The sequence below is a fragment of the Streptomyces gilvosporeus genome (assembly GCF_002082195.1).
Lineage (GTDB): Bacteria > Actinomycetota > Actinomycetes > Streptomycetales > Streptomycetaceae > Streptomyces > Streptomyces gilvosporeus.
The window spans coordinates 6,038,041-6,064,169 of record NZ_CP020569.1 but is presented as its reverse complement, the minus strand read 5'-3'; the positions used below and the strand labels follow the sequence as shown (position 1 = coordinate 6,064,169).

29 protein-coding genes are annotated in these 26,129 nt (G+C 72.3%); 15 read left to right on the top strand and 14 right to left on the bottom strand.

The window, feature by feature from the left end:
• Nucleotides 1-8: 8 nt before the first annotated feature.
• The 4 genes from B1H19_RS27215 to B1H19_RS27200 all read right to left on the bottom strand — a co-directional run bounded on the left by B1H19_RS27215 (nucleotide 9) and on the right by B1H19_RS27200 (nucleotide 3,549).
• Nucleotides 9-932, bottom strand: a complete 924-nt coding sequence (locus B1H19_RS27215; protein ID WP_083107371.1) for an NADP-dependent oxidoreductase — start codon at nucleotides 930-932, stop codon at nucleotides 9-11.
• Between the two features lie 115 nt (nucleotides 933-1,047).
• Nucleotides 1,048-1,767 (bottom strand): HAD family hydrolase, encoded by a 720-nt coding sequence (locus B1H19_RS27210; RefSeq protein ID WP_083107370.1) that lies wholly within the window; start codon nucleotides 1,765-1,767, stop codon nucleotides 1,048-1,050.
• A 2-nt stretch (nucleotides 1,768-1,769) separates the two neighbouring features.
• Complete coding sequence (locus B1H19_RS27205; protein ID WP_083107369.1) at nucleotides 1,770-2,429, bottom strand: LysE family translocator; 660 nt, start codon at nucleotides 2,427-2,429, stop codon at nucleotides 1,770-1,772.
• A gap of 133 nt (nucleotides 2,430-2,562) precedes the next feature.
• Complete coding sequence (locus tag B1H19_RS27200) at nucleotides 2,563-3,549, bottom strand: LysR family transcriptional regulator (RefSeq protein WP_083107368.1); 987 nt, start codon at nucleotides 3,547-3,549, stop codon at nucleotides 2,563-2,565.
• A 227-nt stretch (nucleotides 3,550-3,776) separates the two neighbouring features.
• Here B1H19_RS27200 and snpA point away from each other — a divergent pair, with 227 nt between their 5' ends.
• On the top strand, nucleotides 3,777-4,424 hold the full coding sequence (gene snpA / locus B1H19_RS27195; RefSeq protein WP_083107367.1) for a snapalysin: 648 nt from the start codon (nucleotides 3,777-3,779) through the stop codon (nucleotides 4,422-4,424).
• A 253-nt stretch (nucleotides 4,425-4,677) separates the two neighbouring features.
• Here the strand turns inward: snpA and B1H19_RS27190 are convergent, their stop codons facing one another.
• The 4 genes from B1H19_RS27190 to crcB (B1H19_RS27175) all read right to left on the bottom strand — a co-directional run bounded on the left by B1H19_RS27190 (nucleotide 4,678) and on the right by crcB (B1H19_RS27175) (nucleotide 6,543).
• Complete coding sequence (locus tag B1H19_RS27190; RefSeq protein WP_159028142.1) at nucleotides 4,678-5,247, bottom strand: GNAT family N-acetyltransferase; 570 nt, start codon at nucleotides 5,245-5,247, stop codon at nucleotides 4,678-4,680.
• Nucleotides 5,248-5,348: 101 nt separating this feature from the next.
• On the bottom strand, nucleotides 5,349-5,723 hold the full coding sequence (crcB, locus tag B1H19_RS27185; protein ID WP_083107365.1) for a fluoride efflux transporter CrcB: 375 nt from the start codon (nucleotides 5,721-5,723) through the stop codon (nucleotides 5,349-5,351).
• Nucleotides 5,720-6,100: a DUF190 domain-containing protein gene (locus B1H19_RS27180; RefSeq protein ID WP_083107364.1), complete on the bottom strand. Its 381-nt coding sequence runs from the start codon at nucleotides 6,098-6,100 to the stop codon at nucleotides 5,720-5,722. The genes crcB (B1H19_RS27185) and B1H19_RS27180 overlap by 4 nt, the downstream gene beginning before the upstream one ends.
• A complete protein-coding gene (crcB, locus tag B1H19_RS27175; protein WP_203237239.1) occupies nucleotides 6,097-6,543 on the bottom strand; it encodes a fluoride efflux transporter CrcB in 447 nt (148 codons plus the stop codon). The genes B1H19_RS27180 and crcB (B1H19_RS27175) overlap by 4 nt, the downstream gene beginning before the upstream one ends.
• A gap of 205 nt (nucleotides 6,544-6,748) precedes the next feature.
• Between crcB (B1H19_RS27175) and B1H19_RS27170 the strand changes: the two genes are divergently transcribed.
• Together B1H19_RS27170 and B1H19_RS27165 are read left to right on the top strand one after the other, a co-directional pair.
• Nucleotides 6,749-7,468 (top strand): FadR/GntR family transcriptional regulator, encoded by a 720-nt coding sequence (locus B1H19_RS27170; protein ID WP_083107363.1) that lies wholly within the window; start codon nucleotides 6,749-6,751, stop codon nucleotides 7,466-7,468.
• Nucleotides 7,461-8,720, top strand: a complete 1,260-nt coding sequence (locus B1H19_RS27165; protein ID WP_083107362.1) for a CynX/NimT family MFS transporter — start codon at nucleotides 7,461-7,463, stop codon at nucleotides 8,718-8,720. The genes B1H19_RS27170 and B1H19_RS27165 overlap by 8 nt, the downstream gene beginning before the upstream one ends.
• 37 nt (nucleotides 8,721-8,757) lie before the next feature.
• Here B1H19_RS27165 and B1H19_RS27160 read toward each other — a convergent pair whose 3' ends face one another.
• Entirely contained in the window at nucleotides 8,758-9,843 is a 1,086-nt protein-coding gene (locus B1H19_RS27160; protein WP_083107361.1) for a magnesium and cobalt transport protein CorA, read from the bottom strand.
• Between the two features lie 169 nt (nucleotides 9,844-10,012).
• On the opposite strand from B1H19_RS27160, the gene B1H19_RS27155 reads away from it, so the two are divergent.
• From B1H19_RS27155 to B1H19_RS27145, 3 genes are all read left to right on the top strand, one after another.
• Entirely contained in the window at nucleotides 10,013-11,005 is a 993-nt protein-coding gene (locus tag B1H19_RS27155) for a helix-turn-helix transcriptional regulator (protein WP_083107360.1), read from the top strand.
• Nucleotides 11,006-11,101: 96 nt separating this feature from the next.
• Complete coding sequence (locus tag B1H19_RS27150) at nucleotides 11,102-13,384, top strand: heavy metal translocating P-type ATPase (protein WP_083107359.1); 2,283 nt, start codon at nucleotides 11,102-11,104, stop codon at nucleotides 13,382-13,384.
• 197 nt (nucleotides 13,385-13,581) lie between these two features.
• Entirely contained in the window at nucleotides 13,582-14,526 is a 945-nt protein-coding gene (locus B1H19_RS27145; protein WP_083107358.1) for a beta-ketoacyl-ACP synthase III, read from the top strand.
• 27 nt (nucleotides 14,527-14,553) lie between these two features.
• Here the strand turns inward: B1H19_RS27145 and B1H19_RS27140 are convergent, their stop codons facing one another.
• Together B1H19_RS27140 and B1H19_RS27135 are read right to left on the bottom strand one after the other, a co-directional pair.
• The gene (locus B1H19_RS27140; RefSeq protein WP_083107357.1) at nucleotides 14,554-14,775 is read right to left on the bottom strand and encodes a hypothetical protein; all 222 of its coding nucleotides are present in this window, start codon (nucleotides 14,773-14,775) and stop codon (nucleotides 14,554-14,556) included.
• 113 nt (nucleotides 14,776-14,888) lie between these two features.
• Nucleotides 14,889-15,842, bottom strand: coding sequence for a glutaminase (locus tag B1H19_RS27135; RefSeq protein ID WP_083107356.1), 954 nt, complete (start codon nucleotides 15,840-15,842; stop codon nucleotides 14,889-14,891).
• A 257-nt stretch (nucleotides 15,843-16,099) separates the two neighbouring features.
• On the opposite strand from B1H19_RS27135, the gene B1H19_RS27130 reads away from it, so the two are divergent.
• From B1H19_RS27130 to B1H19_RS27120, 3 genes are all read left to right on the top strand, one after another.
• A complete protein-coding gene (locus tag B1H19_RS27130; protein ID WP_083107355.1) occupies nucleotides 16,100-16,333 on the top strand; it encodes a hypothetical protein in 234 nt (77 codons plus the stop codon).
• 160 nt (nucleotides 16,334-16,493) lie between these two features.
• Complete coding sequence (locus tag B1H19_RS27125) at nucleotides 16,494-17,084, top strand: N-acetylmuramoyl-L-alanine amidase (RefSeq protein ID WP_030067825.1); 591 nt, start codon at nucleotides 16,494-16,496, stop codon at nucleotides 17,082-17,084.
• A 56-nt stretch (nucleotides 17,085-17,140) separates the two neighbouring features.
• A complete protein-coding gene (locus tag B1H19_RS27120) occupies nucleotides 17,141-18,052 on the top strand; it encodes a 1-aminocyclopropane-1-carboxylate deaminase/D-cysteine desulfhydrase (protein WP_083107354.1) in 912 nt (303 codons plus the stop codon).
• Nucleotides 18,053-18,058: 6 nt separating this feature from the next.
• Here the strand turns inward: B1H19_RS27120 and B1H19_RS27115 are convergent, their stop codons facing one another.
• Nucleotides 18,059-19,657 carry a Na+/H+ antiporter gene (locus tag B1H19_RS27115; RefSeq protein ID WP_083107353.1) on the bottom strand — a complete coding sequence of 533 codons (1,599 nt, stop codon included), beginning with the start codon at nucleotides 19,655-19,657 and terminating at the stop codon, nucleotides 18,059-18,061.
• A gap of 72 nt (nucleotides 19,658-19,729) precedes the next feature.
• Here B1H19_RS27115 and B1H19_RS27110 point away from each other — a divergent pair, with 72 nt between their 5' ends.
• The 4 genes from B1H19_RS27110 to B1H19_RS27095 all read left to right on the top strand — a co-directional run bounded on the left by B1H19_RS27110 (nucleotide 19,730) and on the right by B1H19_RS27095 (nucleotide 22,256).
• The gene (locus B1H19_RS27110; protein ID WP_083107352.1) at nucleotides 19,730-19,990 is read left to right on the top strand and encodes a UBP-type zinc finger domain-containing protein; all 261 of its coding nucleotides are present in this window, start codon (nucleotides 19,730-19,732) and stop codon (nucleotides 19,988-19,990) included.
• Nucleotides 19,991-20,040: 50 nt separating this feature from the next.
• Nucleotides 20,041-20,529: a GNAT family N-acetyltransferase gene (locus tag B1H19_RS27105; protein ID WP_083107351.1), complete on the top strand. Its 489-nt coding sequence runs from the start codon at nucleotides 20,041-20,043 to the stop codon at nucleotides 20,527-20,529.
• Nucleotides 20,530-20,833: 304 nt separating this feature from the next.
• Nucleotides 20,834-21,247 carry an ATP-binding protein gene (locus B1H19_RS27100; RefSeq protein WP_083107350.1) on the top strand — a complete coding sequence of 138 codons (414 nt, stop codon included), beginning with the start codon at nucleotides 20,834-20,836 and terminating at the stop codon, nucleotides 21,245-21,247.
• Nucleotides 21,248-21,290: 43 nt separating this feature from the next.
• Nucleotides 21,291-22,256, top strand: coding sequence for an RNA polymerase sigma factor SigF (locus B1H19_RS27095; protein ID WP_083109906.1), 966 nt, complete (start codon nucleotides 21,291-21,293; stop codon nucleotides 22,254-22,256).
• Nucleotides 22,257-22,353: 97 nt separating this feature from the next.
• Here B1H19_RS27095 and B1H19_RS27090 read toward each other — a convergent pair whose 3' ends face one another.
• Nucleotides 22,354-22,806, bottom strand: coding sequence for a hypothetical protein (locus B1H19_RS27090; protein ID WP_083107349.1), 453 nt, complete (start codon nucleotides 22,804-22,806; stop codon nucleotides 22,354-22,356).
• Between the two features lie 96 nt (nucleotides 22,807-22,902).
• Here B1H19_RS27090 and B1H19_RS27085 point away from each other — a divergent pair, with 96 nt between their 5' ends.
• The gene (locus tag B1H19_RS27085) at nucleotides 22,903-23,886 is read left to right on the top strand and encodes a diacylglycerol/lipid kinase family protein (protein ID WP_083107348.1); all 984 of its coding nucleotides are present in this window, start codon (nucleotides 22,903-22,905) and stop codon (nucleotides 23,884-23,886) included.
• Nucleotides 23,887-24,204: 318 nt separating this feature from the next.
• Nucleotides 24,205-24,462: a WhiB family transcriptional regulator gene (locus tag B1H19_RS27080; RefSeq protein ID WP_003983230.1), complete on the top strand. Its 258-nt coding sequence runs from the start codon at nucleotides 24,205-24,207 to the stop codon at nucleotides 24,460-24,462.
• A gap of 188 nt (nucleotides 24,463-24,650) precedes the next feature.
• Here B1H19_RS27080 and B1H19_RS27075 read toward each other — a convergent pair whose 3' ends face one another.
• Nucleotides 24,651-26,123: a sensor histidine kinase gene (locus B1H19_RS27075; RefSeq protein ID WP_083107347.1), complete on the bottom strand. Its 1,473-nt coding sequence runs from the start codon at nucleotides 26,121-26,123 to the stop codon at nucleotides 24,651-24,653.
• Nucleotides 26,124-26,129: the final 6 nt, after the last annotated feature.

Below are 26,129 nucleotides of genomic sequence, written 5' to 3'. Positions count from 1 at the left end.
CGTCGGCGTCAGACCGTCAGCACGATCTTGCCCTGCACCCGCCCCGACTCGATCAGCTCATGCGCCTTGCCGGCCTCGGCCAGCGGGAAGGTCTCCTCGACGTAGGGGCGGATCCGGCCGGCGTCGACGAGTTCGGCGATCGCCTCCAGGCTCGCGTAGTCCGGCTCCACGGAGACCCCGGCGAAGCGCCGCCCGGCCGCCGCGACCGTGGCCGCGAGCTCGGCGTCACCGTGTTCGAGGATGCTGACCAGCACGCCTCCGGGCCGCAGCACGCGCAGCGAACGCGTCCCCTGGGCGTTCGAGTCGAAGACCACATCGGCGTTCCGCACCGCCTCGGTGAAGTCGGTGGTCCGGTAGTCGATCACCTCGTCCGCCCCCAGGCCGGTCAGGAACTCGTGCCGGGCGGCGCTTGCCAGGGCGATCACATGGGCGCCGCGGGCCTTGGCGATCTGCACCGCGAGGTGGCCGACGCCGCCGGCGGCGCGGTGGATCAGCACCCGGTCGCCCTCCTTGATGCCGGCCGCGTCCACCAGCCCCTGCCAGGCGGTCAGCGCGGCGAGCGGCAGGGCGGCGGCGTGGACGTGGTCGAGGGTGGCGGGCTTGCGGGCGACCTGCCGCGACGGGACGGCGACGTACTCGGCGTACCCGGTGGCCGCGCGGGGGAAGAACGGCATCCCGTACACCTCGTCGCCCACCGCGAACCGGGCCCCCGGTCCCGTCTCCTCGACGACGCCCGAGACGTCCCAGCCGACGCCGAACGGCGGCTCGCCCAGGAGCGGGAACGCGCCGGACCTGACCGCGGCGTCGACCGGGTTGACCGCGCTGGCGTGGACCCGGACGAGTACCTCGCCGGCCAGCGGGCGGGGTCGTTCGGCCTCGGTGACCTCAAGGACCTCCGGGCCGCCGAAGGTCTTCTGGATGACTGCGCGCATCGGGATCTCCCCTGTCGATGTCGGTGCCGGGTCGGTGTCGACCCGGTACCGGTTCGGTGTGGTGCTCTCCACCGTAGGGAGATCGAATGAGCCGCTGAATGGCCCACAGTCTTGCTCACATGTCCGATCGTCTCGCGCGGCGAGCGTCCCGGTCAGGGGGGCGACGGGCGGTGCCGTCCCCCAGCCGCCCGGCCCAGTCCAGCAGTTCCGGTTCATCCAGGCCGGCGCCCAGCCAGTCGTGGTCGAGGCCGGCCCCCGGAAGGGACGGGACGACGGCGACGTAGAGCCCGGCAGCACGGGCCGCGGAGATGCCCGTGGCCGAGTCCTCGAAGGCGACGGAACGCGTCGGGTCCGCGCCGAGCGCCTCACATGCCGTCAGATAGAGGTCCGGTGCGGGCTTGGGCGAAGGCACCTCGTCGGCGGCGAAGGTGTGGGTGACGTACGCGGCGAGACCGGCCGAGGCCAGTGCCGCATCCAGCAGTTCCCGGGGGCTGTTGCTGGCGACCGCGATCGGCACGGCCGCCCGGCAGGCGCGCACCAGCTCCACCGCCCCGGGGAGCGGCGCGGCGCCCCGGGCCAGCTCCTCACGGACCCTTTCGAGAAGCTCGGCGGCGAGGTCGCCACCGGCTCCGGGCCGCCCGAAGCAGTCCGCCATGGCCTCTCCCGCCGCCTCCACGGTACGGCCGATGACCAGCGCTTTCTCGGTGTGGCCGAAGACGCGGCCGTGCGCGGCGAAGAGGGCCGTCTCCGCGACGGTCCAGCACACCTCGGTGTCGACCAGCAGGCCGTCGCAGTCGAAGACCACGGCCTGGGCGTCGGCGGGGAGCGCGCGCATCGTCACTCCCCGAGCGCGAGCCGGAGCCCGAAGGCGGCGATGACCGTACCGGTGATCCGGTCGAGGAGGCGGCGCATCGAGGGCCGTTGCAGGCGGTCCCGGAGCACCTGGGCGAGGGCGATCAGCGCGCAGGCCCAGAGGACGGCCAGCACGATGTGCACACCGGTCAGGAGCACGCCCGCGGCGAGGTGCGAGGCGTGGGCGGGGAGGAACTGCGGGAGCACCGCGACGTAGAAGGCGCCCATCTTCGGGTTGAGGAGATTGGTCGCGATCCCCTGACGCCAGCCGCCGCGCAGGGTGTTGCTCGCCCCGGCCCCGACCGCGGCCTCGGCCCCCGCCCCGCTCCCGGTCGCCCCCTGGTCCCCCGAGGTGCGCCACGTGGCCCACAGCAGCCTGCCGCCCATCCACACCAGATACGCGGCCCCGGCCCAGCGGAGTATCGCGTACGCGAGGTGCGAGGCGGTCAGCAGCGCGGTGACACCGAGCGAGGTGAGCACGCCCCAGATCAGCGTGCCGCTCTGGATGCCGAGGACCACACCCCAGGCGCGACGGCGGTGGCCGAGCGCGGCGGTGCGCAGGACGAGGGCGGTGTCCAGCCCGGGAGTAAGGGTGAGAAGTCCCACCATCAGGGAGAAAGTCCCCAATGCGTTTATGGCGATCATGGATCGTCACCCTAGGCCGGGGGTCGTCGAACATCCAGCTTCCTGCCCGCAATCGGGCAGGAATCGACGACTGCTCGCCGAACGGCACCTGCGGCACGCCGCGGCAGCGGTGCGGGTGACGGCGAGTGGGGCCCTACGGAGCCGCAGCCGGGACCGGCAGTGGCAGCGGCCCCTCCTGCCGCATCAGCCACTCGCGGTAGGTCTCGCTGGACCACGCGATCTCCATATAGGACGCGGTCAGATCGGCGAACAGGGCGTCCGCGGGGGCGGCCAGGGCGCCTTCGGGACGGACGGCCATGAAGAGGCGTACGGCCAGCGGGTCGCCGTGCAGGGGGCGGACGGCCATCCCGGGGCGGGAGCGGGCGGTGGGCTGACAGGGGGTGACCACCTCGCCGGCCGTGACCAGGTCGACGGTGGTGAGGTAGTCGCCGTGGACGACCCGGGGGTTGATGCCCGCGGCGGTCCAGATGCGGCGCAGCCCCGCCCATTCGCCGTCGACGGACGGGTCGACCATCCACTGGTCGTCGGCGAGGTCACCGAGGTGGACGACGTCGCGGGCGGCCGCGGGGTGGGCGTCGGACAGGGCGATGAACTGCGGTTCGCGGGCGATGAGTTCGTGTTCGGCCAGGCCGTCGGGGACCCGCAGCGGCGCACCCTCGACCTCGTGCACGAACGCGACGTCGAGCTGCCCCATCGCGACCATGTGCAGCAGCGCGTTGGCGGAGACATCGGTCCTGATGGTGGTGTCCGTGTCCGGGAGGCGCACGCGCAGCCGGCGCAGCCACCCGGCGACGGCGCGGCTGTTGGTGCTGCCGATGCGCAGCCGCACGCCCCGTTCACGAACGGACGCGGAGGCTATCTCGTCGATCAATGCGCGCATTTCGGCCACAATCGGGCGCGCTCTGCACAGCACGGAATGACCCAGCGGCGTCGGGCGGCTGCCGGTGGCGCCGCGGAAGAACAGCTGGCCGCCGAGGGCCTTTTCGATGCGTCGCAGCTGCGTCGTGAGGGAAGGCTGAGTCATCCCCAACTCCCGGGCCGCTCTGCGTACGCTGCCCGCGTCGGCGATGGCACACACTGCGCGAAGATGCCTTACCTCGAGCTCCACGCTTCGGAGCATAAATCGTCGGCAACGGACACACCAGAGTCTTAAACCTCGTGAACTCGCTCTTTTTCGGATGGTGTTCGACTGCGCGCCACAGGGGTATTGCCTGGCGCTATCGCTAGTTAACATCTCCGCCGCACGGGTGAACTCCGTCCAGACTCAACGGCACCAAGAAATCCGCAGGGCCCCGGTCGCCGCCCCACACGGCGACCGCGGCCCTCGGAGATTAAGGAGCCCCCCACATGAGCTCTCCCAAGACGGCGCTGTCGGCAGCGCTCGGACTGGGCCTCGCTGCCGTGTTCGCCGCCGCGGCGCCGGTTTCGGCAGCGTCCACCTCTCCGTCCCCCTCCTCCCACCAGAGCACGCCGGCCTCCATCGCGGCCTACACCGGATCGGCGGCCGAGAAGGCCGACAGCAAGGCGTTCTTCCAGGCCGTCATGAAGTCGGCCCTGGCGAAGATGAAGGCCCACCCGGGCCTGAAGTCGGTCACCGTGACGTACGACGCGAGTGCGGCGCCGACGTACAAGGACCAGATAGCCCAGAGCGCGTCCATATGGAACGGCGCCGTGCAGAACGTCAAGCTCCAGGAAGGCAGCGGCGGCGACTTCCAGTACAAGGAAGGCGACGACCCGCGTGGCTCGTACGCCAGCACCGACGGGCACGGCAAGGGTTTCGTGTTCATCGACCACAAGCAGTCCCAGGAGTACAACTCCACACGGGTGGTCGCCCATGAGACCGGCCATGTGCTGGGGCTGCCGGACCACTACGAGGGTCCGTGCAGCGAGCTGATGTCCGGCGGCGGGCCCGGCCCGTCCTGCCAGAACACCCAGCCCGACCAGAACGAGCGCGCCAAGGTGGACCAGCTGTGGGCCAACGGCCTGACGCACTGATCCGCTGATCCACCCCTTTGACCGGCCGCCTGTGCGGCCGCGGCCACGACTGCGGCGTGGCCGCCGAGGGCCGGTACCTGGCGGTCGGTCTTCGGCACACCCAGCGACGCCGGTCCGCGGTCACCGCCGACGACAAAGGCGCCGCCGGCAACGATCGCGTACCTCCCACGCGTTCGCGATGACAGCGGTGGGGCCCGGTGAGGTATATCTCCCGGGCCCCAGCGCTTGCGCCCGTACGGCGGGTGCGTGCGTCCTACGGCAACGGGCGGATCCACGCCTCCGGTTGCGGGCCTGCGGGGCCGTCGCCGGACGGGCCGCCGTCCCACGGGCGCCAGCCCCAGGAGCGGAACGCGGCCCGGGCGGGGGCGTTGTCCGCCGCGATGACGGCGAGGGCCAGGGTGGCGGTGCTGCGCAGCAGCAGCGTCTGCATCAGGCGGGTGGCGACGCCGGTACGCCGGTACGCGGGCAGCACCATCAACCCCGCCACCAGGAACAGCCTTCCCGCCGCGGCCGCCTCCCCCACCTCACCCGGCGGCACCCGGTCGCCCCACGGCCCGGCGGCATACGTCCCGGGCCACTCGCCCTCCCGGTCGGCCGGATAGCCGTAACAGCAGCCGGCCGGCGCCGGATCGCTGCCGATGACCATCTCGAAACCGGGGCGCTGGATGTCGTGCCCGGTGAACCGCCGCAGGAAGTCCTCCCGTTGCAGGGCGTGTGCGGCGGCGGGCGGATCGCGGTGCGCCGCGGCGTACAGTCCGGCGACCGACTCCCGCTGGGTCTCCGCCTGCCACCTGGTCAGACGCCGCAGAAACACCTCTGCCACGGTCCACTCCCCCGGTCCCGGTCCGCCGGCCATGCCGGATACGCGGAGGATACCCACGGGCGGCCGGAAAGTACCGGGCGGCGGCGGGCCGGACCTGCCGGTCAGCCCCACAGCGCCCGTGCGCAGAGCACCCCCGCGAACGCCGCGCCCAGCCCGGCGGCCACGCTCGCCACCGCGTTGGCGACGGCGTACAGGCGGGCGCCGTCCACCGCCAGCCGCAACGTCTCGTAGGAGAAGGTCGAGTACGTGGTCAGGGCGCCGCACAGTCCGGTGCCGAGGAGGAGCTGGACGTGCGAGGAGGCGGCGCCGACGGCGACGGCGCCGCTCAGCATGCCGAGGATCCACGAGCCGATGGCGTTGACGGTGAACGTCCCCCAGGGGAAGACGCTGTCGTGCCGGGACTGCACCAAGCGGTCGGTGAGATACCGCAGCGGCGCGCCGACCGCCGCACCGGCCACCACCAGCAACCAGTTCACCCGCGCCCGCCCGCCCCGCCGCCGTCCGTACCGGTCGCGTCCCCGGTCCCGTACGCGATGATCTCGCACCGGTCGACGGTGACCAGGCCCCGGTCCCCGACCAGTTCGGCCAGCTGCGGCAGCAGGCCGCGCACCCGTTCCTCGGTGTCCACGACCACGACCGCGACGGGCAGGTCCTCGCTCAGGGAGAGCAGCCGTTGGGTGTGGATGACCGACGAGGCGCCGAAGCCCTCGATACCGCGGAAGACGCTGGCGCCGCTCAGCCCGGCCGCATGCGCACGGTGCACGATCTCCGCGTACAGCGGCCGGTGGTGCCACACCTCGTGTTCGCCGACGATCGCCGTCAGCCGCAGCGCCGGGGTGCCGAGTCCGATCATGCCGCGCGCTCCTTCCGTTCGAGAACTGCCAGAAGTTCGCGGGTGGCGGCCCCCGCACCCCATACGGCCGCCAGCGCGGCGAGCAGGGTGCCCGCCAGATAGGCCAGCGCCAGGGGCGCCCGCCGGGCGTCCACCAGCTGCTGGATGTCCACCGCATAGGTCGAGAAGGTGGTGAACCCGCCGAGGATGCCGGTGCCCAGGAAGGGCCGCACCAGCCGGTGCGGTGAGAACAGCTCGGTGATCAGCACCATCAGCACGCCCATCAGCGCACAGCCGACGACGTTGACGGCCAGGATCGTCCAGGGGAAGGCGCCGGCGGCCGTCGGCCACAGCAGCGTGGCGCCGTAGCGCGCCACGGCGCCGATCGCGCCGCCCGCCGCGACCACGCCGATCACCGGCCACTGGCCCTTCCAGGGCGACACCCGCCGGGCGCGCATGTCCATGGTCCTTCGGCCCTCTCCCCAGGCGTTCACCGCGTCGTTCCGCGTCCTGCCGACGCGCTCGCCGGCGTACGTGCCGAAGCGCTTTCCGACACGCTTTCCGACGCGTTTGCCGAGATCATCGGCGCCCTCAGGCTAGCCCCGCCCGTTTGACACCGCGAAACATGGGATGTTCCCATCACCGGTGGAATCACACGGAGGACTTGCCATGCCGCTGCGCAGCACCGCCCGTACCAGCCTGGTGGACCTGGTCATCGAGCAGATGGAGAGCCTGATCGCCGACGGCGAGTGGCCGGTCGGGACGAAGATCCCCGCCGAGCCGCTGCTCGTCGAGCAGCTCGACGTCGGCCGCAACACCGTCCGGGAGGCGGTGCGCGCCCTGGTGCACACCGGGATGCTCGAACCGCGGCAGGGCGACGGCACCTACGTCCGCGCCAGCAGCGGCTTCGGCGCCGCCGTCCAGCGCAGACTGCGCCGGGCCGGCGATCTGGAGACCTACGAGGTGCGCGCCTGTCTGGAACGCGACGCCGCCCGCCATGCCGCGCTGCGCCGCACCGACGAGGACCTCACCGCGCTGCGCGCCGCCCTGGCCGAACGCGACCGCGCCTGGCACAGCGGCGATCTGCCGGCGTTCATCGACGCGGACCTGGACTTCCACCGCACCATCGCCGCGGCGGCCCACAACAGCGTCCTGGCCGAGCTGTACGACCACCTCAGCGACGCCCTGCGCTCGACGCTCCGGTCGGTCGTCGGCGCCCCCGTCCCCGATTCCGTACGCAACCAGTACGCCTCCCACGCGGCCATCGTCGACGCCATCGAGGCCCGCGACGCCGAGGCGGCCGAGCGGGCGGCGCTGGCGCATCTGACCGAAGCCATGGACGCCCTGCGCGGGACCGACGAGATACCGGAAGACCACACCCATGCCTGACGACGGACCGACGGCCACCCGCGAAGCACCCGCCGCACCGCCGCTCCCCTCCCCCGCTCCCCCCGTTTCCTCGGTCACCGGCCGCCGCGCCCTGTGGCTCGGCGCCGGCGTCGTCCTCCTGGCGCTCAATCTGCGCCCGGCGCTGGTCGCCGTCTCGCCACTCGCCGGGACCATCCGCGCCGACAGCGGGATGTCGGCCGCGGCCACCAGCCTGCTCACCGCCCTGCCGCTGCTCTGCTTCGGGCTGCTGGCACCCCTCGCGCCGCGGCTGGGGCGGCGCCTGGGGACGGAGCGGGCGCTGCTGGCCACCATGGCGCTGATCTGCGCGGGCACCGCGCTGCGGCTGCTGGACTCGGTCGTCGCGCTGTTCGCCGGAACGGTCGTGATCGGCGCGGGCATCGCCGTCGCCAACGTCCTGCTGCCCGGCCTCATCAAACGGGACTTTCCGGCCCGCGCGGGGCTGATGACCGGCCTGTACTCGATGTCGCTGTTCGGCGGCGCGGCCCTGGCGGCCGGTGTCACCGTTCCCGTCCAGCGGGCCACCGGCCTCGACTGGCAGGCCACGCTGGCCTGTTGGGGCGCGCTCGCGGCGCTCGCGCTGCTCGTCTGGCTGCCCCAGGTGCGCTCCGGCAACCGGGCGGCGGCCACCGCCCACCGGGTGGCCCGGCCCGTCCGCGGTCTGTGGCGCGATCCGCTGGCCTGGCAGGTCACCGGCTATATGGGCCTTCAGTCGCTGAGTTACTACGCGGCCGCCGCCTGGCTGCCGACGATGCTGGAGGACGCCGGGACGAGTGCGGGCGACGCCGGATGGCTGCTCTCCTACTCCTCCCTGCTGGGCATCGCGGGCTCGTTCCTGGCCCCTGTCCTCGTCGGCCGCAGGCTGCGCGCCGGGGTGCTGGCGGCACTGGGGGCGGCGCTGTGCGCGACGGCCTTCGGGGGCATGCTGGCCGCTCCGGCCGCCGGGGCCTACGTATGGATGACGCTGCTGGGCCTCGGCCAGGGCGCGGCCATCAGCCTGGCGCTGCTGTTCATCGTGCAGCGCGCCCCGGACGCCCGGCACACCGCCCAACTCTCCAGCATGGCCCAGTGCTTCGGCTACATCCTGGCCGCCACCGGCCCGGCCGTCCTGGGCGCCGTACACGACCTGTCCGGCAGCTGGACCGTTCCGCTGGCCGTCCTGCTGGCGCTGCTGCTCCCGCAGATCGCGGTGGGCTGGGGTGCGGCGCGGCCCCGGCAGGTGGCCGGGCGGTAGCGGGAGCCGGGCGGGTCGGCCGCGGTGACGAGGGCGGCTAGAGCCAGCCGTTCCGCTTGAACCCGCGGTGGATCACCCAGCACGCCACCACGATCAGCACCATCACCAGCGGATACCCGAACGTCCAGTTCTTTTCGGGCATATAGCGGAAATTCATCCCGTACACCCCGCACACCATGGTCGGCACCGCGAGGATCGCGACCCAGGCGCTGATCCGGCGCATGTCCTCGTTCTGCGCGACGGCGACCTGGGCGAGGTGGGCCTGGAGTATGGAGTTGAGCAGTTCGTCGAAGGACGTGATCTGCTCGGTGACCCGGTCGAGGTGGTCGGCGACGTCGCGGAAGTAGGCCGTGATCCGCGAGTCGACCTGCCGCACCGGCCGCGTCGCCAGCTCCCGCATCGGCCCGTCCAGCGGGGCCACCGCCCGCTTGAGCTCCAGCAGTTCGCGTTTGAGCTGGTAGATCCGGCCGGCCCCGCCGCCGCCCCGTTCGGAGAAGACCTCGCTCTCGACGTCGTCGATGTCCACCTGGACGGCGGCCGTGACGTCGAGGTAGTCGTCCACGACGAGGTCGGCGATGGCGTGCAGGACGGCGGACGGGCCGATCGCCAGCTGCTCCGGCGTGGCCTCCAGGGCCTCGCGCAGCGGGCCGAGTGAGCCATGGCCGCCGTGCCGTACGGTGATCACGAAGTCGGCGCCGGTGAAGAGCATGATCTCGCCGGTCTCGACCACCTCGCTGGTGTCGGTGAGCCGGTCGTGCTCGACATAGCGGACCGTCTTGAAGACGGTGAACAGCGAATCGTCGTAATGCTCCAGCTTGGGGCGCTGATGGGCCTGCACCGCGTCCTCGACGGCGAGCGGATGCAGTCCGAACAGCTCGACGATCCCGGCGAATTCCCGCTCGGACGGCTCGTGCAGCCCGATCCAGACGAAGCCGCTGCCGGACGCGCGGACCTGGCGTATCGCCACGTCCGCCGGATGGTCGCCGTCCTGCCGCACGCCGTCGACATACACCGCGCAGTTGACCACGGCGGTGCCCAGCGGCGAACGCGCCGGGTGGCTGAGGTCGACTCCCCGGGTGCGCGGCTGCGGCAGCCGGACGGCCTTGCGGAGGTTGCTGATCATCGACACCCGGTCAGTATGGCGGGCGGCGGGCCGGGACGGTACGGCCGTGGGGCGGTTTTTACGTCCGGGTGGGGCGATATGCCCCACAGTGTGACGGCGTTCCGCAGGCCCGTACCGCACGGCCCGTGCCGGAGGACTCCGCCCCTTCCCCGTCCCGCATCATCAACGCATGAGTGCGACATCGGCGCGACTGCTGAACCTGCTGTCCCTGCTCCAGACCCCCCGCGACTGGCCCGGCAGCGAGCTGGCCGGGCGGCTGGGGGTGACCTCCCGGACCATCCGCCGCGATATCGAGCGGCTGCGCGAGCTGGGGTATCCGGTGCACGCGACGATGGGCGCGGAGGGCGGCTACCGGCTGGCCGCGGGGGCGGCCATGCCGCCGCTGCTGCTGGAGGACGACGAGGCGGTGGCCATCGCGGTGGGCCTCCGCTCGACCGCCGGGCAGACCGTCGACGGCGTCGAGGAGGCGTCCGTACGGGCGCTGGCCAAGCTGGAACAGGTGCTGCCGTCCCGGCTGCGGCGCCGGGTGGGCACCCTGGGCAGCGCCACCGTCCCGATGCCGGCGGGCGACGAGCCGACGGTGGACCCCGAGCAGCTGACCGTCCTCGCCGCGGCGATCACCAACCACGAGCGGGTGCGCTTCCGCTACCGGACCGGCGCCGGCGAGCACACCCGGCGCCTGGTGGAACCGCACCGGCTGGTGGCGTCCGGGCGGCGCTGGTACCTCGTCGCGTACGACAACGACCGCGAGGACTGGCGGACCTTCCGGGTGGACCGGCTGACCGACGCCTTCGCCACGGGCGCCCGGACCGCGCCGCGCGAGCTGCCCGCCGCCGACGCCGCCGCCTATGTGCGGGAGCGGATGCAGGGGATGGGCGCGAACCCGCAGCGGGCGGTGGCGACGGTGTACGCACCGGCCGCGGAGGTCGCCGCGCGGCTGGGCGGCCGGGCGGGCGAGGTGACGGCGCTCGACGAGGGGTCCTGCCGGTGGCACAGCGCACCGGACTCGCTGGCGTGGCTGGCGATGCGGCTGACCATGCTCGGGCGGGAGTTCACGGTGCACGGCCCACCGGAACTGGCCCGGTACCTGCGGGCGATGGGCGAGCGGGCGCTGCGGGGGACGGAGGGGGAGGCCGGGGAGGGGGAGACCGGGGAGGCGTGACGGAGTGCGGCGCGGGCCATGGCGGAATACCCTAGGGGGGTATATGGTTCCCCGTACTGACGCGGCCGGTGCCGCGCCGTCGCGAGAGGAGCAGTCATGACGACCACGGCCACGGACCACCGCGTCGAGCTGGAGATCGGCGGGATGACCTGTGCCTCCTGCGCGGCCCGGATCGAGAAGAAGCTCAACCGGATGGACGGGGTCACCGCCACCGTCAACTACGCCAGCGAGAAGGCGCAGGTGGCGGTCGCGGAGGGCAGCGGCGTGGCGACCGCGGACCTGATCGCCACGGTGGAGCGGACCGGCTACACCGCCGCCGTCCCCGAGCCGCCGGCCGCCGCCCCCTCCCCCGACGAGGACTCCGCGGCCCGGCCCGCCGACGAGGACGCCCTCGCCCCGCTGCGCCGTCGCCTGCTCGTCTCGCTGGCCCTGTCCGTCCCCGTCGTCCTGATGGCGATGGTCCCGCCGCTCCAGTTCACCAACTGGCAGTGGCTCTCGCTCACCCTGGCCGCCCCGGTGGTCGCGTACGGCGCCTGGCCCTTCCACCGGGCCGCGTGGACGAATCTGCGGCACGGCGCCGCGACGATGGACACCCTCATCTCGATGGGCACCCTGGCGGCGTTCGGCTGGTCGCTGTGGGCGCTGTTCTTCGGCACGGCGGGGATGCCCGGGATGACGCACCCCTTCGAGCTGACCATCGCCCGTACGGACGGCAGCGGCAGCATCTATCTGGAGGCGGCGGCCGGGGTGACCACCTTCATCCTGGCGGGCCGCTACTTCGAGGCCCGGTCGAAGCGCAGGGCGGGCGCGGCGCTGCGGGCGCTGCTCGAACTGGGCGCCAAGGACGTCGCCCTGCTGCGGGACGGCCGTGAGGTGCGCATCCCCACCTCCGAGCTGCGCGTCGGGGACCGGTTCGTCGTACGGCCCGGGGAGAAGATCGCCACCGACGGGAAGGTCGTGGAGGGCGCTTCCGCCGTGGACGCGTCCATGCTCACCGGCGAGTCCGTGCCGGTGGAGGTCGCGCCCGGCGACGGCGTCACCGGGGCGACGGTCAACGCCGGCGGCCGGCTCGTCGTCGAGGCCACCCGGATCGGCGCGGACACCCAGCTGGCCCGGATGGCGCGCCTGGTGGAGGACGCGCAGAACGGCAAGGCCGCGGCCCAGCGGCTCGCCGACAGGATCTCCGCGGTCTTCGTCCCGATCGTCATCGCGCTGGCCCTCGGCACCCTGGGCTACTGGCTGGCCACCGGCGCGGGCGCGGTGACCGCCTTCACCGCCGCCGTGGCCGTACTGATCATCGCCTGCCCGTGCGCCCTCGGCCTGGCCACCCCGACCGCGCTGATGGTCGGCACCGGCCGGGGCGCCCAGCTGGGCATCGTCCTGAAGGGGCCCGAAGTCCTGGAGTCCACCCGCAAGGTCGACACCATCGTCCTGGACAAGACCGGCACGGTCACCACCGGCGTGATGACGCTGACCGGCGTCCACCTCGCCGAGGGCGTCTCCCGCGACGAGGCCCTGCGGCTGGCCGGCGCCCTGGAGCACTCCTCCGAGCACCCGATCGCCCGCGCCATCGCCACCGCCGCCGAGGACGCGACCGGGGCGCTGCCTGCCCCGGAGGACTTCGCGAACGTCCCCGGTCTCGGCGTCCAGGGGATCGTCGAGGGGCACTCCGTCCTGGTGGGCCGCGAGCGGCTGCTGACCGACTGGAGCCTTGAGCTGCCGCCCGTGCTGGCGGCGGCCAAGGCCGAGGCGGAGGCGGCGGGCCGGACCGCGGTCGCCGTCGGCTGGGACGGCGCGGCCCGCGCGGTGCTGGTCGTCTCCGACGCGATCAAGCCCACCAGCGCCGAGGCGGTGCGCCGGCTGCGCGCCCTGGGCCTGACCCCGGTGCTGCTCACCGGCGACAACCGGGCGGTGGCCGCATCGGTCGCCGAGGAGGTCGGGATCGACGAGGTGATCGCCGAGGTGCTGCCCGAGGACAAGGTGGCGGTCATCGCGCGCCTCCAGGACGAGGGCCGCTCGGTCGCGATGGTCGGCGACGGCGTCAACGACGCGGCCGCCCTGGCCCGCGCCGATCTGGGGCTGGCGATGGGCACCGGCACCGACGCCGCCATCGAGGCCGGCGACCTGACCCTGGTGCGGGGCGATCTGCGCGCCGCGGCCGACGCCATCCGCCTGGCCCGCGCCACCCTCGGCACCATCCGCACCAACCTCTTCTGGGCCTTCGGCTACAACGTCGCGGCGCTGCCGCTGGCCGCCGCCGGGCTGCTCAACCCGATGATCGCGGGCGCCGCGATGGCCTTCTCGTCGGTCTTCGTGGTCGGCAACAGCCTGCGGCTGCGGCGCTTCACGGCGCTGACCGGGGAGCCGGCCCGCGACTGACCCGGCCGGGACGGCCCGGGGCCCGGGCCCGGTGGCAGTGCGCCGCCGGCCCCGGGGGCACCCCCGAGGAATAGGCGGTGCGGTCGGATCTCTCCAGTTCTGACGGCGGAACATTGGCGGATCTCGCAACCGCCCGCCGCCACCGAGAGGTGAGACTGGTCGGACACCCGCCCGCCCACGTACCTTCAGGGGATTCCATGACGGGGTCACGCGTCCTGGCGCTCGGCCACTACCAGCCGTCCCGCGTGCTCACCAACGACGACCTCGCCCGCCTGGTCGAGACCGACGATGCCTGGATCCGCAGCCGGGTGGGCATCCGTACCCGGCACATCGCGGCGCCGGACGAGACGGTCGACGCGATGGCGGCCGAGGCGGCGGGCAAGGCGCTCGCGGCGAGCGGGCTGGCCCCGCAGGACATCGACCTGGTCCTGGTCGCCACCTGCACGGCCACCGACCGCAGCCCGAACGCCGCGGCCCGGGTCGCCGCCCGGCTCGGCCTGGACGCACCCGCCACGATGGACATCAACGTGGTCTGCTCCGGCTTCACCCATGCGCTGGCCGCCGCCGACCACGCCATCCGGGCCGGTTCGGCGACGAACGCGCTGGTCATCGGGGCGGAGAAGTTCACCGACGTGGTCGACTGGAGCGACCGTACGACCTGTGTGCTGGTCGGCGACGGGGCCGGGGCCGCGGTCGTCACCGCCTCCGAGGACCCGGAGCCGGGCATCGGCCCGGTGCTGTGGGGTTCGGTCCCGCAGATGGGCGGCGCGGTACGGATCGAGGGCGAGCCGGCCCGGTTCGCACAGGAGGGCCAGACCGTCTACCGCTGGGCGACCACCCAGCTGCCGGCCATCGCCCGCCGGGTCTGCGAACGCTCCGGGATCCTGCCCGAGGACCTGGCCGGCGTCGTCCTCCACCAGGCCAATCTGCGGATCATCGAGCCGGTCGCGGAGCGGATCGGCGCGGTCAACGCGGTGGTCGCCAAGGACGTCGTCGACTCCGGCAACACCTCGGCCGCCTCGGTCCCGCTGGCCCTGTCCAAGCTGGTCGAACGCCGCGAGATCCCCTCCGGCGCGCCCGTCCTCCTCTTCGCCTTCGGCGGCAACCTCTCCTACGCCGGGCAGGTCATCCGCTGCCCGTGACGGGCGGCGTGCGGCGCCCGCCGCCGCTCACGGCTGTTCGCGCAGATAGTGCGCACCGCACAGGAAGCAGAACGGCTCGGCCTTGGGCGTGCTCCAGGTTTCCGGGGGGAGCGTGGCGGCCGCCGGGGCCAGCTGCCGGCCGCACATGGCCGTGGTGGCGCCGACCCGGCACATGTGCCAGAGCTTGACCGGCGTGTCCTCGTGCGGCAGGACGCCTTCGTCGTATTCGGCACGGATCTCGTGGTCCATGGCGGTGCACCTCCTAGCCCAACGATGCGCCGAGCGGGGACGGCCCACAACGCAGACGAGCGCATGCGGGGGCCTGCACCGGCTTTCGGGAGCCTTCATCGGCCTTTGGGGGCCTAGAACACCGACCAGCCCGTCAGCGTCGTGAAGTGGTCCAGCGCCGCCGCACCCGCGACCGAGTTGCCCCGGGCGTCCAGGCCCGGACTCCAGACGCACAGCGTGCAGCGCCCCGGGACCACGGCCACGATCCCGCCGCCGACGCCGCTCTTGGCGGGCAGTCCCACCCGGTAGGCGAACTCCCCCGCCGCGTCATACGTTCCGCAGGTCAGCATCACCGCGTTGATCCGCTTGGCCTCGCGGGCCTCCAGGAGGCGGCTGCCGTCGGCCCGCAGCCCGTGGCGGGCCAGGAAGCCGCCGGCGACGGCCAGATCGCGGCAGCTCATCTCGACGGAGCACTGCCAGAAGTAGTGCTCGATGACGCTGGGGACGGGGTTCTCCAGGTTGCCGAAGGACGCCATGAAGTGCGCCAGCGCCGCATTGCGGTCGCCGTGGTCGGCCTCGGAGTCGGCCACCGCCTGGTCGAAGGCCAGATCCGGGTTGCCGCTCTCCTCGCGCAGGAAGTGCAGCAGCGCGGTGCTGGCGTCGCCGGTGAGGGTCAGCAGGCGGTCGGTGACCACCAGGGCGCCGGCGTTGATGAACGGGTTGCGCGGGATGCCGTTCTCCGCCTCCAGCTGGACCAGCGAGTTGAACGGCGTACCGGACGGCTCGCGGCCCACCCGGCGCCAGATCTCGTCCTCGTGGTACCCGGCGCTGCCCCCGGGGCCTCCGGCGCTGCCGTGCCCCTGGGCCATCACCAGCGCCAGCGAGAAGGTCTTGGAGATGGACTGGACGGAGAACGGCACCTCCCAGTCGCCGGCCCCGTAGACCTCGCCGTTGATATCGGCCACCGCGATGCCGAAGCGGTCCGCACGCACCCGCTCCAGCGCGGGTATGTAGTCGGCGACCTGTCCCCGTCCCACGTAGGGCCGGGCATGGGCCGCTACCTCGTCGATCACGGCCTGGTAGTCCATGACGCACACGCTAACCCGGCGCCGCCGCGCCCCCCATCGGGGCCCCCGCCCGCGGCCGCACCCGGTGCGCCGCGCCGCCCCGTTCCGTCCCGTCGCGGTAACCGCTTGCGCCGTGCGGCCCACTCTCGTCGCGCCGGCGCCTCCCGTCCGCCAGCCTGGCACGGGAACCCCGCGGCCGTCCGCGCCGTTGATCCCATTGATCGCTTTCATCCCGTACCCGTACGGCGGCTACGGCACCGAGTTCACGGAGGCAGCAGATGTCAGGGTTTCTCGACCGGGCCAAGGAGCAGGCGCAGCGCGGACTGGCGGAGGGCAAGAAGAAGGTCGACGAAGTCCAGGCCCACCGCGCCGGGTCGGAGCTGCTGAAGAAGCTGGGCTCCGCGTACTACGCCGAGCGCAGCGGCAGCGGTTCGCCGGAGGCGACCCGGGAGGCGCTCGGCGCGCTGGAGGCCCATATCAACACCCACGGGGACGCGTTCCTGCGCGGCTGACGCATGGGGGCGTGCGGGGCGCGGCCGGAATCGCTCGCACACCCCCGAACAACCAGTCCGTTTTATGCCGTTCCACAGCATCGGTTCCGACCCATCCCGTAGAAGCGAGGCATGAGGCGGTGCGCGGTCGGCGGCCGCCGCACACGGATCGGAGCCGGTCATGGCCGTACCGCTGTCCGCTGCCCGCTTTCTCGAGGCCCTGAAGGCCGAGGGGCTGAGGGTCGTCGAGGTGGGCGACTGGAAGACGCACAACCGCGCGCACATGGGGCCCTGGGGCCCGGTCCACGGGGTCATGGTGCACCACACCGCGACGTCCGGCACCGAAAGCACCGTACGGCTCTGCTACAACGGCCACGCCGACCTCCCGGGCCCCCTGTGCCACGGCCTGATCGCCAAGGACGGGACGGTGCATCTGGTCGGCTGCGGCCGCGCCAACCACGCCGGGCTCGGCGACGGCGACGTGCTGCGCGCGGTGATCGCCGAAAAGCGGCTGCCGCCGGACAGCGCCACCGACACCGACGGCAATCAGGTCTTCTACGGCTTCGAGTGCGAGAACCTCGGCGACGGCACGGACCCCTGGCCGCCGGCCCAGACGGCGGCCCTGGAGAAGGCCGCGGCGGCCCTGTGCCGGGCGCACGGCTGGAACGAACGCTCGGTGATCGGCCATCTGGAGTGGCAGCCGGGCAAGGTCGATCCCCGGGGCTTCACCATGGACGCGCTGCGCGAGCGGATCCGCGAACGCCTGAAGTGACCTCGCGGGCCTGGCGGCCCGCACCGCACCGCGCCCCACCCGGGGACAATGGCGGTATGCCCCACCCCGACCCGGCCGCCCTGCGCCCCCGCCTCCCCTCCCCCCTCCAGGAGATCGAGGACGCGCCGTTCGCCCGCCGCGGTGTGCGGCTGCTGCTCAAACGGGACGATCTGATCCACCCCGATCTGCCGGGCAACAAGTGGCGCAAGCTCGCCCCGAACCTGCGGGCCGCGGCGGCGGCCGGGGAGCGCGCGCTGCTGACCTTCGGCGGCGCGTACTCCAACCATCTGCGCGCCACCGCGGCGGCCGGCCGGCTCCTCGGCTTCACCACCATCGGCGTGGTGCGCGGCGACGAGCTGGCGCGTGCGCCGCTCAACCCGTCGCTGGCCCGCTGCGCCGCCGACGGCATGCGGCTGCACTTCGTCGACCGGGCCCGCTACCGCCGCAAGACCGACCCGGACGTGCTCGCCGACCTGCACGACCGCTTCGGCCCCTTCCGCGTCATACCGGAGGGCGGCAGCAACTCCCTTGCCGCGCAGGGGTGTACGGAGCTGGGCCGGGAGCTGCGCGGGGCGGCGGACACGGTGGCGGTGGCCTGCGGTACCGGCGGCACCCTGGCCGGCCTGGCCGCGGGCCTCGCCCCGGGGCAGCGCGCCGTCGGCATCCCCGTCCTCAAGGGCGGCACCGGCGCCCCGCACTTCCTCCAGCAGACCGTCGAGGACCTCCAGCGCGCGGCCTTCGGCGGGCCGCGCGGCAGCTGGCACCTGGACCCCCGCTTCCACTGCGGCGGCTACGCCCGCAGCACCCCCGAACTGGACGCCTTCGCCGCCGCCTTCGAAGCCCGCCACGCCCTCCCGGTGGAACGCACCTACGTCGCCAAGCTCCTGTACGGCCTGACCGCCCTGGCCGAGGAGGACGCCTTCCCCCGGGGCAGCACCGTGGCGGCCGTCGTCACCGGCACCCCGTAACCGCCGCTACGCCCGCTCGCGGTAGGCCGCCGCCTCCTCCAGGTCGAGCCGGCGCAGCAGCGTGCGCAGCATCTCGTCGTCGATGCGGCGTGCGTCGCGCAGTTCGACGAAGACCCGGCGTTCGGCGTCGATCATGTCGCGGGAGAGCCGGCGGTAGGTCTCGTCGGCGGATTCGCCGGTTTCCGGGTTGACCGGTCCGAGCCGCTCCCACACCGCGTTGCGGCGCCGCTCCAGAATGATCCGCAGCCGGTCGGAAAGGGGCCCTGGAAGCGCGTTGCGGGGATCTTCGAGGAGTTCATCCAGCCGCGCCTCCGCGGCCCGTGAGGCGTCGTTCTGGGCCTGCGCCTCGATGAGTGTCTCGGCCTGCGGGTCGCGGCCGGGCAGCCGCAGCACGCGGATCAGCGGGGGCAGCGTCAGGCCCTGGACGACGAGGGTGGCCAGGACGGTGGTGAAGGTCAGGAAGAGCACGAGGTTGCGGGCCGGGAAGGGTCCGCCGCCGTGCACCACGGCCGGGATGGAGAAGGCGATGGCCAGCGACACCACGCCGCGCATCCCGGCCCAGCCGACGATGACCGGCGCGGTCCAGTGCGTATCGGGTTCGCGGGTACGGATCCGGGCGGACAGGGCGCGCGGCAGAAACGTCGCGGGAAAGACCCAGACGAAGCGCGCGAGGACCACGACGGCGAAGACCACGGCCGCGTACCCGAGGGCCTGGGCCGTCCCGAACTCCCCCAGACCGCGCAGCACGACCGGCAACTGGAGCCCGATCAGCGCGAAGACCGCGGACTCCAGCACGAAGGAGACGACCTTCCAGACGGCCTCCTCCTGGAGCCTGGTCTCGAAGTCGACCTGCCAGGAGCGGTGGCCCAGATAGAGACCGACCACGACGACGGCCAGCACCCCGGAGGCGCCGACCTGCTCGGCGGCCGCGTACGCGGTGAACGGGATGAGCAACGAGAGGGTGTTCTCCAGCAGCGCCTCGTCCCGCAGCCGGCAGCGCAGCCAGTGCAGCGGCACCATCAGGACGACGCCGATGCCGATGCCGCCCAGGGAGGCGACCGCGAACTCCCGGATGCCGTCGGCCCAGGTGGCGGCGGCCCCGACGGCCGCGGCCAGCGCCACCTTGTAGGCGGTGATCGCGGTGGCGTCGTTGACCAGCGATTCGCCCTGGAGAATCGTGGTGATCCGGCTCGGCAGCCCGAGTCTGCGGGCGATGGCGGTGGCCGCCACGGCATCCGGCGGCGCGACGACCGCGCCGAGCACCAGCGCGGCGGTCAGCGGAAGGCCCGGGATGAGCAGGTAGGCGGCCCAGCCCACCACCAGGGTCGCGAAGAGGACGTACCCGACGGACAGCAGCGCGACCGGTCGCACGTTGGCCCGCAGGTCGAGGTACGAGCTGTCGAGCGCGGCGGTGTGCAGCAGCGGGGGCAGCAGCAGCGGCAGCACGATGTGCGGGTCGAGGGTGTAGTCGGGGATGCCGGGGATGTACGAGGCCGCGAGTCCGGCGGCGACAAGCAGCAGGGGCGCCGCGACGGGGGTGCGCCGCGCCAGCCCGGCGACCGCCGCACTCCCCGCGACCAGCAACAGCAGCGGCATCACATCCATGGTCCCCGTCCCGTCCCCGCGGCTCTCCGGTGGCGGCCTCGACGGCCCTCCTGGCGATCTAACCTGGCCATCATGAGCGACTGCACGCATGTTCCAGAACTGCCGCGCGCCGAACCGGCTCCGCTGAGCGTCACCTGCCGGGAATGCCTGGCCGTCGGCAGCCACCCCGTGCAGCTGCGGCTCTGCCTGGTCTGCGGGCACGTCGGCTGCTGCGATTCCTCGCCGTACCGCCATGCGACCGCCCACTACGAGCAGACCGGCCATCCGGTGATGCGGTCGTTCGAGCCGGGCGACGACTGGCGCTGGTGCTTCGTCGACCAGGTCCTGGTGTGAGCGCCGGCGACCGGCCGCATCCGCACCACCCTTGGCCGTAGCCTTACGGAATGATCCGCGAAGCGACACCCGACGACATTCCCGTGGTCCTGGCCATGATCCGCGAGCTGGCCGCCTACGAGCGCGTCCCGCAGGAGGCGCGGGCCACCGAGCCGCAGCTGAAGGAGGCGCTCTTCGGCGCCCACCCGGCGGCCTTCGCCCTGATCGCGGAGGCGGACGGCACCCCGGTGGGCTTCGCCCTGTGGTTCAGGAACTTCTCCACCTGGACGGGCACGCACGGTGTCTACCTGGAGGACCTCTACGTACGGCCCGAGGCGCGCGGCGGCGGCCACGGCAAGGCGCTGCTCGCGGCCCTGGCCGAGATATGCGTGGCCCGCGGCTATCAGCGTTTCGAGTGGTCCGTCCTGGACTGGAACGAACCGTCCATCGGCTTCTACCGGTCGATCGGTGCCGAGCCCATGGACGAGTGGACGGTCTACCGCCTCACTGGGGACGCGCTCCACGAACTCGCCGCCGCCTCGCCTGCCAACGCAGCGTAATCGGGAAGGATTTGGCCGTGCAGCCCTCTAGCCACGGTCCGTACGCATGGCCGTACAATAGGTAACAGCGAGTGACGACTACGGCGCGCCGCGACCGCGAGCCGCAGTGCCGCCCGGACAGCGGTCGTGCTCCTTCCGGGCGACACCGGACCGCCGATCGCGATAGCGTCACAGCCGAACCATGTGCTGCGCCGGATCGTTCTCCTTTCATCCGACGGGAGAATGCGACCGGCGTGGGTGTCCCGAGGCCCTCGGAGCACCCGGCCTTCCAGCTCAACCAGCTTGTGCCACCTTGGAGGTGAGGGTGTCCCAGATCGCAGGCGAGCCCGGGACTCAGGACTTCGTGGAAGTCCGTCTGCCCGCTGCGGGTGCCTACCTGTCCGTGCTGCGTACGGCCACGGCCGGGCTCGCAGCCCGCTTGGACTTCACCCTCGACGAGATCGAGGATCTGCGCATCGCGGTCGACGAGGCCTGCGCGATCCTTCTGCAACAGGCCGTCCCCGGCAGCGTGCTCAGCTGCGTCTTCCGCCTGATCGACGACGCGCTGGCGGTGACCGTGTCGGCCCCTACGACCGACGGCCGTGCCCCGGAGCGCGACACCTTCGCCTGGACGGTGCTCTCCGCACTGGCCGGCAAGGTCGAGTCCGCCGTCTCCGAGGACCGTACGGTCACCATCAGCCTGTACAAGGAGCGCGGCGCCGGTCCCGGACCGTCATGACCGAACAGGGGGCCCCGTGAAAGATCTCGAACGCGGCACGCGGATGGCGTCCGTGGCCATCCCCGAGCAACAGGCCCGGCCGCATCCGGTGGGCACGGACGACCACGGCGGCCGGTTGGACGCGGCGGAGCAGGCAGAGCGGGCGGACCACATGGACCACAGCGAGCAGCAGGGGCAGCAGGCCGACCGGCACGATCCGCCGGCCGCCGTGCCAGAGCCCCACGACGAACAGCACCCCCGCACACCGCACGATCCCCAGGACCGCAGCGGTGCGCGGGCGATGTTCCATGAGCTGCGCAAGCTCCCCGACGGCTCCCCGGAGCGCGCGGAGCTGCGCAACACCCTCGTACGGATGCATCTGCCGCTCGTCGAGCATCTGGCCCGGCGGTTCCGCAACCGCGGTGAGCCGCTGGACGATCTGACCCAGGTCGCCACCATCGGCCTGATCAAGTCCGTGGACCGCTTCGACCCGGAGCGCGGTGTGGAGTTCTCCACGTACGCCACGCCCACCGTGGTCGGCGAGATCAAGCGGCACTTCCGCGACAAGGGCTGGGCGGTCCGCGTCCCGCGCCGCCTCCAGGAGCTGCGGCTGTCGCTGACGACGGCGACCGCCGAGCTCTCCCAGCGCCACGGCCGGGCCCCGACGGTCCATGAGCTGGCCGAGCATCTGGCGATCTCCGAGGAAGAGGTCCTGGAGGGCCTGGAGTCGGCGAACGCCTACAGCACGCTGTCCCTGGACGTGCCGGACACGGACGACGAGTCCCCGGCCGTCGCCGACACCCTCGGCGCCGAGGACGAGGCGCTGGAGGGGGTGGAGTACCGCGAGTCGCTCAAACCGCTGCTGGAGGATCTGCCGCCGCGGGAGAAGAAGATCCTGCTGCTCCGCTTCTTCGGCAATATGACCCAGTCGCAGATCGCCCAGGAGGTCGGCATCTCCCAGATGCATGTATCGCGCCTGCTGGCCCGTACGCTCGCGCAGCTGCGGGACAAGCTCCTGGTGGAGGAGTGAGCACGCGCCGGTGAACGAGCCGTGCCGAGCGCGGCGTGAAAACGGCGGTGGGCGGGTCCCTACGGACCCGCCCACCGCCGTGTCGTGTCCGGCGGTCCTACGGCGTCTCGCGGGGGTCGATGCCCAGCGCCATGGTCGCCGTCGGGTTGACCAGCAGGGCGAGCACCACGACCGCCGCGGCGGCCAGCGCGGCCCCGGCGGCGATCAGCGCCCCGCCGCCCTTGATCAGCGTCCAGGCGATCGGCAGCGCCACGATCTGGGTGATCAGCGAGGGGCCGCGGCTCCAGCGGCGCAGCAGCCACAGCCCGCGGGCGGCGACCAGCGGCAGCACGGCGAGCGCGAGCACGGTCAGCCCGCCCATCTCCGCCTGCTGCGGACTGTCCGGCGCCCCGGTCAGCCCCATGACCAGCATGTATGCGCCCAGGGCGGCCAGTGCCAGGCCCTCGACGCCGGTCAGCGCCGCGGCGGCGGTGATCCGGGCGGGCCGCGGTCCGGGCGTCGTGGGAGCCTCGGCGGCGCGGCGGGCGGACTGTTTCGGCTGACTGCTCACCCCAGCAGGGTAGCGCCGGCGGTGCCGGCGCCCGGGGCGGCCCGCACCCCGGGACGGGCGTGAGGCGGGTACCAGCAGGTAGGTACGCTGCTTCCTATGCGCGCACTCCTCGTGGTCAATCCCGCAGCAACCACCACCAGTGCCCGCACACGTGAAGTGCTCGCGCACGCCCTCGCCAGCGATCTGAAGCTGGAGGTCGCCGAGACGAAGTACCGCGGGCACGCCCGTGACCTGGCCCGGCAGGCGACGGAGGGCGGCGAGACGGAGCTGGTCGTGGCCCTCGGCGGCGACGGCACCGTCAACGAGGTCGTCAACGGCCTGCTGACCAGCGGCCCCGACCCGGACTCGCACCCCCGGCTGGCCGTCGTCCCCGGCGGATCGACCAATGTCTTCGCCCGCGCGCTCGGCCTCCCCAATGACGTCGTGGAGGCGACCGGCGCCCTCCTGGACGCGCTGCGTGACCGCAGCGAACGCACCGTCGGCCTGGGTCTGGCCTCCGGCACCCCGGGCAGCAAGGACGAGGGCGCGCCACCCCGGTGGTTCACCTTCTGCGCGGGCTTCGGCTTCGACGCGGGCGTGGTCGGCCGGGTGGAGCAGCAGCGCGAACGCGGCAAGCGTTCGACGCATGCCCTGTATGTGCGGCAGTTCGTACGCCAGTACCTGGGCGAGCAGAACCGCCGGCACGGCTCCGTCACCCTCGAACTCCCGGGCGGTGCGGACGGCGCCCCGGAGGTCGTCGAGGACCTCGTGATGTCCATAATCTGCAACACCGCCCCCTGGACCTACCTGGGCAATCGCCCGATCTACCCGTCCCCCCGCGCCTCGTTCGACGCCGGTCTGGATCTGTTCGCACTGGGCAGGCTCTCGGCCTCGGCGGTGGCCCGCTACGGCACTCAGCTGCTGACGTCAACACCGCATCGCGGCCCCCGGGGCAAGCACGTGGTCTCGCTCCACGACCTCACCGAGTTCACCTTGCATTCGCAGGCTCCGCTGCCCTTTCAGATGGACGGGGACCACCTGGGGCTGCGTACGAGTGTGACGTTCACAGGCGTTCGCCGTGCACTGCGTGTGATTGTGTGAGCAGTAGGGCCTAAAGTCCTTTCACTCGAACGTTTAGACTGTCTTCCACCCCCTGGAATGACGGCTGTGACCGAGGCGACACCAAGGAATCAAAAAAAAGTTTCCGGAAGGGGTTGTATCCGCAGCCGAGGTTTGCGAGTCTCTTCATGGCGATCGGGACGGCCTCCACAGGCCCCCTTGAGAGCCCGAATCCTCCTCCTCATTCCACAGGACCGCACCAGTTCACGACTGGGTTTCGGCCCTTCCCTTGTGGAGGGATTCGTGAAAGCGTTCACATTCACAAGCAACGTTCTTGTCACACGAGGAGATGGAGCAGCCATGGACTGGCGTCACCGCGCCGTTTGCCGCGAGGAAGACCCCGAGCTCTTCTTCCCCATCGGCAACACCGGTCCCGCGCTGCTGCAGATCGAGGAAGCCAAGGCCGTCTGCCGCCGCTGCCCCGTCATGGAGCAGTGCCTGCAGTGGGCGCTCGAGTCCGGCCAGGACTCCGGCGTCTGGGGTGGTCTGAGCGAGGACGAGCGCCGCGCGATGAAGCGCCGTGCAGCTCGCAACCGGGCGCGCAACGCCAGCGCCTGAGCCAGTAGCCCCGTGGCCCCCGAGCCGCAGCGCGCAGTACCCCCGATGCAGCCCCGGCGCTGAAGCCAGGTCGTTATCGCATCGCAATAGCTTTGAGCCCCGGACCGGATGGGTCCGGGGCTTGTTGCTGTTCCCTGTGCGCTTCGCCGGGAATCGTTACCGCTTCGAGTCCGGTCGGCCCGGGGCCCTCAGTGCTGCTTCTCGGCCCGTACGGGAATGTCCAGGACGACCTGGGTGCCGCGCTCGGGTGCCGGCAGCATGTCGAACGTTCCGCCCAACTCCCCCTCCACCAGGGTCCGTACGATCTGGAGCCCCAGGTTTCCGGCGCGCTGCGGATCGAAGCCCTCGGGCAGACCGCGGCCGTTGTCCTGGACGGTGACCAGCAGCCGCGGCTCGCTGCGGCTGCCGCCGCGTACCGCGCCGACCTCCACGATGCCGCCTTCCGCCTGGTCGAAGGCGTGCTCCAGGGCGTTTTGCAGGACCTCGGTGAGAACCATCGACAGCGGGGTGGCGACCTCGGCGTCCAGGATGCCGAAGCGGCCGGTGCGCCGGGTGGTCACCTTTCCGGGGGAGATTTCGGCGACCATGGCCAGCACCCGGTCGGCGATGTCGTCGAACTCGACCCGTTCATCGAGATTCTGCGAGAGCGTCTCGTGCACGATCGCGATCGAACCGACCCGGCGGACGGCCTCGTTGAGCGCCTCGCGGCCCTGTACGGAATCCATCCGGCGGGCCTGAAGACGCAACAATGCGGCAACGGTCTGGAGATTGTTCTTCACCCGGTGGTGGATTTCCCGGATGGTGGCGTCCTTGGTGATCAGTTCCCGCTCGCGGCGGCGCAGTTCGGTGACATCGCGCAGCAGTACCAGGGAGCCGATATGCGTTCCCTTGGGCTTGAGCGGGATGGCACGCAATTGGATCACACCGTCATTGCCCTCGACCTCGAATTCCCTGGGGGCCCAGCCGCTGGCCAGTTTGACCAGCGCCTCGTCCACCGGGCCACGGGCGGGCGCCAGTTCGGCGGTGGCCTGCCCCAGGTGGTGGCCCACCAGGTCGGCGGCGAGGCCGAGCCGGTGGTAGGCGGAGAGGGCGTTGGGGCTGGCGTACTGGACGACCCCGTCGGCGTCGAGCCGGATCAGCCCGTCGCCGGCGCGCGGCGAGGCGTCCATGTCGACCTGCTGGCCGGGGAAGGGAAACGATCCTGCGGCGATCATCTGGGCGAGGTCCGAGGCGCTCTGGAGGTAGGTGAGCTCCAGGCGGCTGGGCGTGCGTACGGTCAGCAGATTCGTGTTGCGGGCGATCACGCCCAGCACCCGGCCCTCGCGACGCACCGGGATCGACTCGACCCGTACCGGCACCTCCTCGCGCCACTCCGGGTCGCCCTCGCGGACGATCCGCCCCTCGTCCAGGGCGGAGTCCAGCATGGGGCGGCGGCCACGGGGAACGAGATGGCCGACCATGTCGTCCTGGTAGGAGGTGGGCCCGGTATTGGGCCGCATCTGGGCGACGGAGACATATCGGGTGCCGTCCAGGGTGGGGACCCAGAGCACCAGGTCGGCGAAGGACAGGTCGGAGAGCAGCTGCCACTCCGAGACCAGCAGATGCAGCCACTCGAGGTCGGAGTCGCTCAGAGCGGTGTGCTGGCGTACGAGATCGTTCATGGAGGG

Coding starts and splice junctions, on each gene's coding strand:
- B1H19_RS27215 (WP_083107371.1), bottom strand. CDS start 932: ATGCGCGCAGTCATCCAGAAGACCTTCGGCGGCCCGGAGGTCCTTGAG.
- B1H19_RS27210 (WP_083107370.1), bottom strand. CDS start 1,767: ATGCGCGCGCTCCCCGCCGACGCCCAGGCCGTGGTCTTCGACTGCGAC.
- B1H19_RS27205 (WP_083107369.1), bottom strand. CDS start 2,429: ATGATCGCCATAAACGCATTGGGGACTTTCTCCCTGATGGTGGGACTT.
- B1H19_RS27200 (WP_083107368.1), bottom strand. CDS start 3,549: ATGCTCCGAAGCGTGGAGCTCGAGGTAAGGCATCTTCGCGCAGTGTGT.
- snpA (WP_083107367.1), top strand. CDS start 3,777: ATGAGCTCTCCCAAGACGGCGCTGTCGGCAGCGCTCGGACTGGGCCTC.
- B1H19_RS27180 (WP_083107364.1), bottom strand. CDS start 6,100: ATGATCGGACTCGGCACCCCGGCGCTGCGGCTGACGGCGATCGTCGGC.
- crcB (WP_203237239.1), bottom strand. CDS start 6,543: ATGGACATGCGCGCCCGGCGGGTGTCGCCCTGGAAGGGCCAGTGGCCG.
- B1H19_RS27170 (WP_083107363.1), top strand. CDS start 6,749: ATGCCGCTGCGCAGCACCGCCCGTACCAGCCTGGTGGACCTGGTCATC.
- B1H19_RS27165 (WP_083107362.1), top strand. CDS start 7,461: ATGCCTGACGACGGACCGACGGCCACCCGCGAAGCACCCGCCGCACCG.
- B1H19_RS27160 (WP_083107361.1), bottom strand. CDS start 9,843: ATGATCAGCAACCTCCGCAAGGCCGTCCGGCTGCCGCAGCCGCGCACC.
- B1H19_RS27155 (WP_083107360.1), top strand. CDS start 10,013: ATGAGTGCGACATCGGCGCGACTGCTGAACCTGCTGTCCCTGCTCCAG.
- B1H19_RS27150 (WP_083107359.1), top strand. CDS start 11,102: ATGACGACCACGGCCACGGACCACCGCGTCGAGCTGGAGATCGGCGGG.
- B1H19_RS27145 (WP_083107358.1), top strand. CDS start 13,582: ATGACGGGGTCACGCGTCCTGGCGCTCGGCCACTACCAGCCGTCCCGC.
- B1H19_RS27140 (WP_083107357.1), bottom strand. CDS start 14,775: ATGGACCACGAGATCCGTGCCGAATACGACGAAGGCGTCCTGCCGCAC.
- B1H19_RS27135 (WP_083107356.1), bottom strand. CDS start 15,842: ATGGACTACCAGGCCGTGATCGACGAGGTAGCGGCCCATGCCCGGCCC.
- B1H19_RS27130 (WP_083107355.1), top strand. CDS start 16,100: ATGTCAGGGTTTCTCGACCGGGCCAAGGAGCAGGCGCAGCGCGGACTG.
- B1H19_RS27125 (WP_030067825.1), top strand. CDS start 16,494: ATGGCCGTACCGCTGTCCGCTGCCCGCTTTCTCGAGGCCCTGAAGGCC.
- B1H19_RS27120 (WP_083107354.1), top strand. CDS start 17,141: ATGCCCCACCCCGACCCGGCCGCCCTGCGCCCCCGCCTCCCCTCCCCC.
- B1H19_RS27115 (WP_083107353.1), bottom strand. CDS start 19,657: ATGGATGTGATGCCGCTGCTGTTGCTGGTCGCGGGGAGTGCGGCGGTC.
- B1H19_RS27110 (WP_083107352.1), top strand. CDS start 19,730: ATGAGCGACTGCACGCATGTTCCAGAACTGCCGCGCGCCGAACCGGCT.
- B1H19_RS27105 (WP_083107351.1), top strand. CDS start 20,041: ATGATCCGCGAAGCGACACCCGACGACATTCCCGTGGTCCTGGCCATG.
- B1H19_RS27095 (WP_083109906.1), top strand. CDS start 21,291: ATGGCGTCCGTGGCCATCCCCGAGCAACAGGCCCGGCCGCATCCGGTG.
- B1H19_RS27085 (WP_083107348.1), top strand. CDS start 22,903: ATGCGCGCACTCCTCGTGGTCAATCCCGCAGCAACCACCACCAGTGCC.
- B1H19_RS27080 (WP_003983230.1), top strand. CDS start 24,205: ATGGACTGGCGTCACCGCGCCGTTTGCCGCGAGGAAGACCCCGAGCTC.
- B1H19_RS27075 (WP_083107347.1), bottom strand. CDS start 26,123: ATGAACGATCTCGTACGCCAGCACACCGCTCTGAGCGACTCCGACCTC.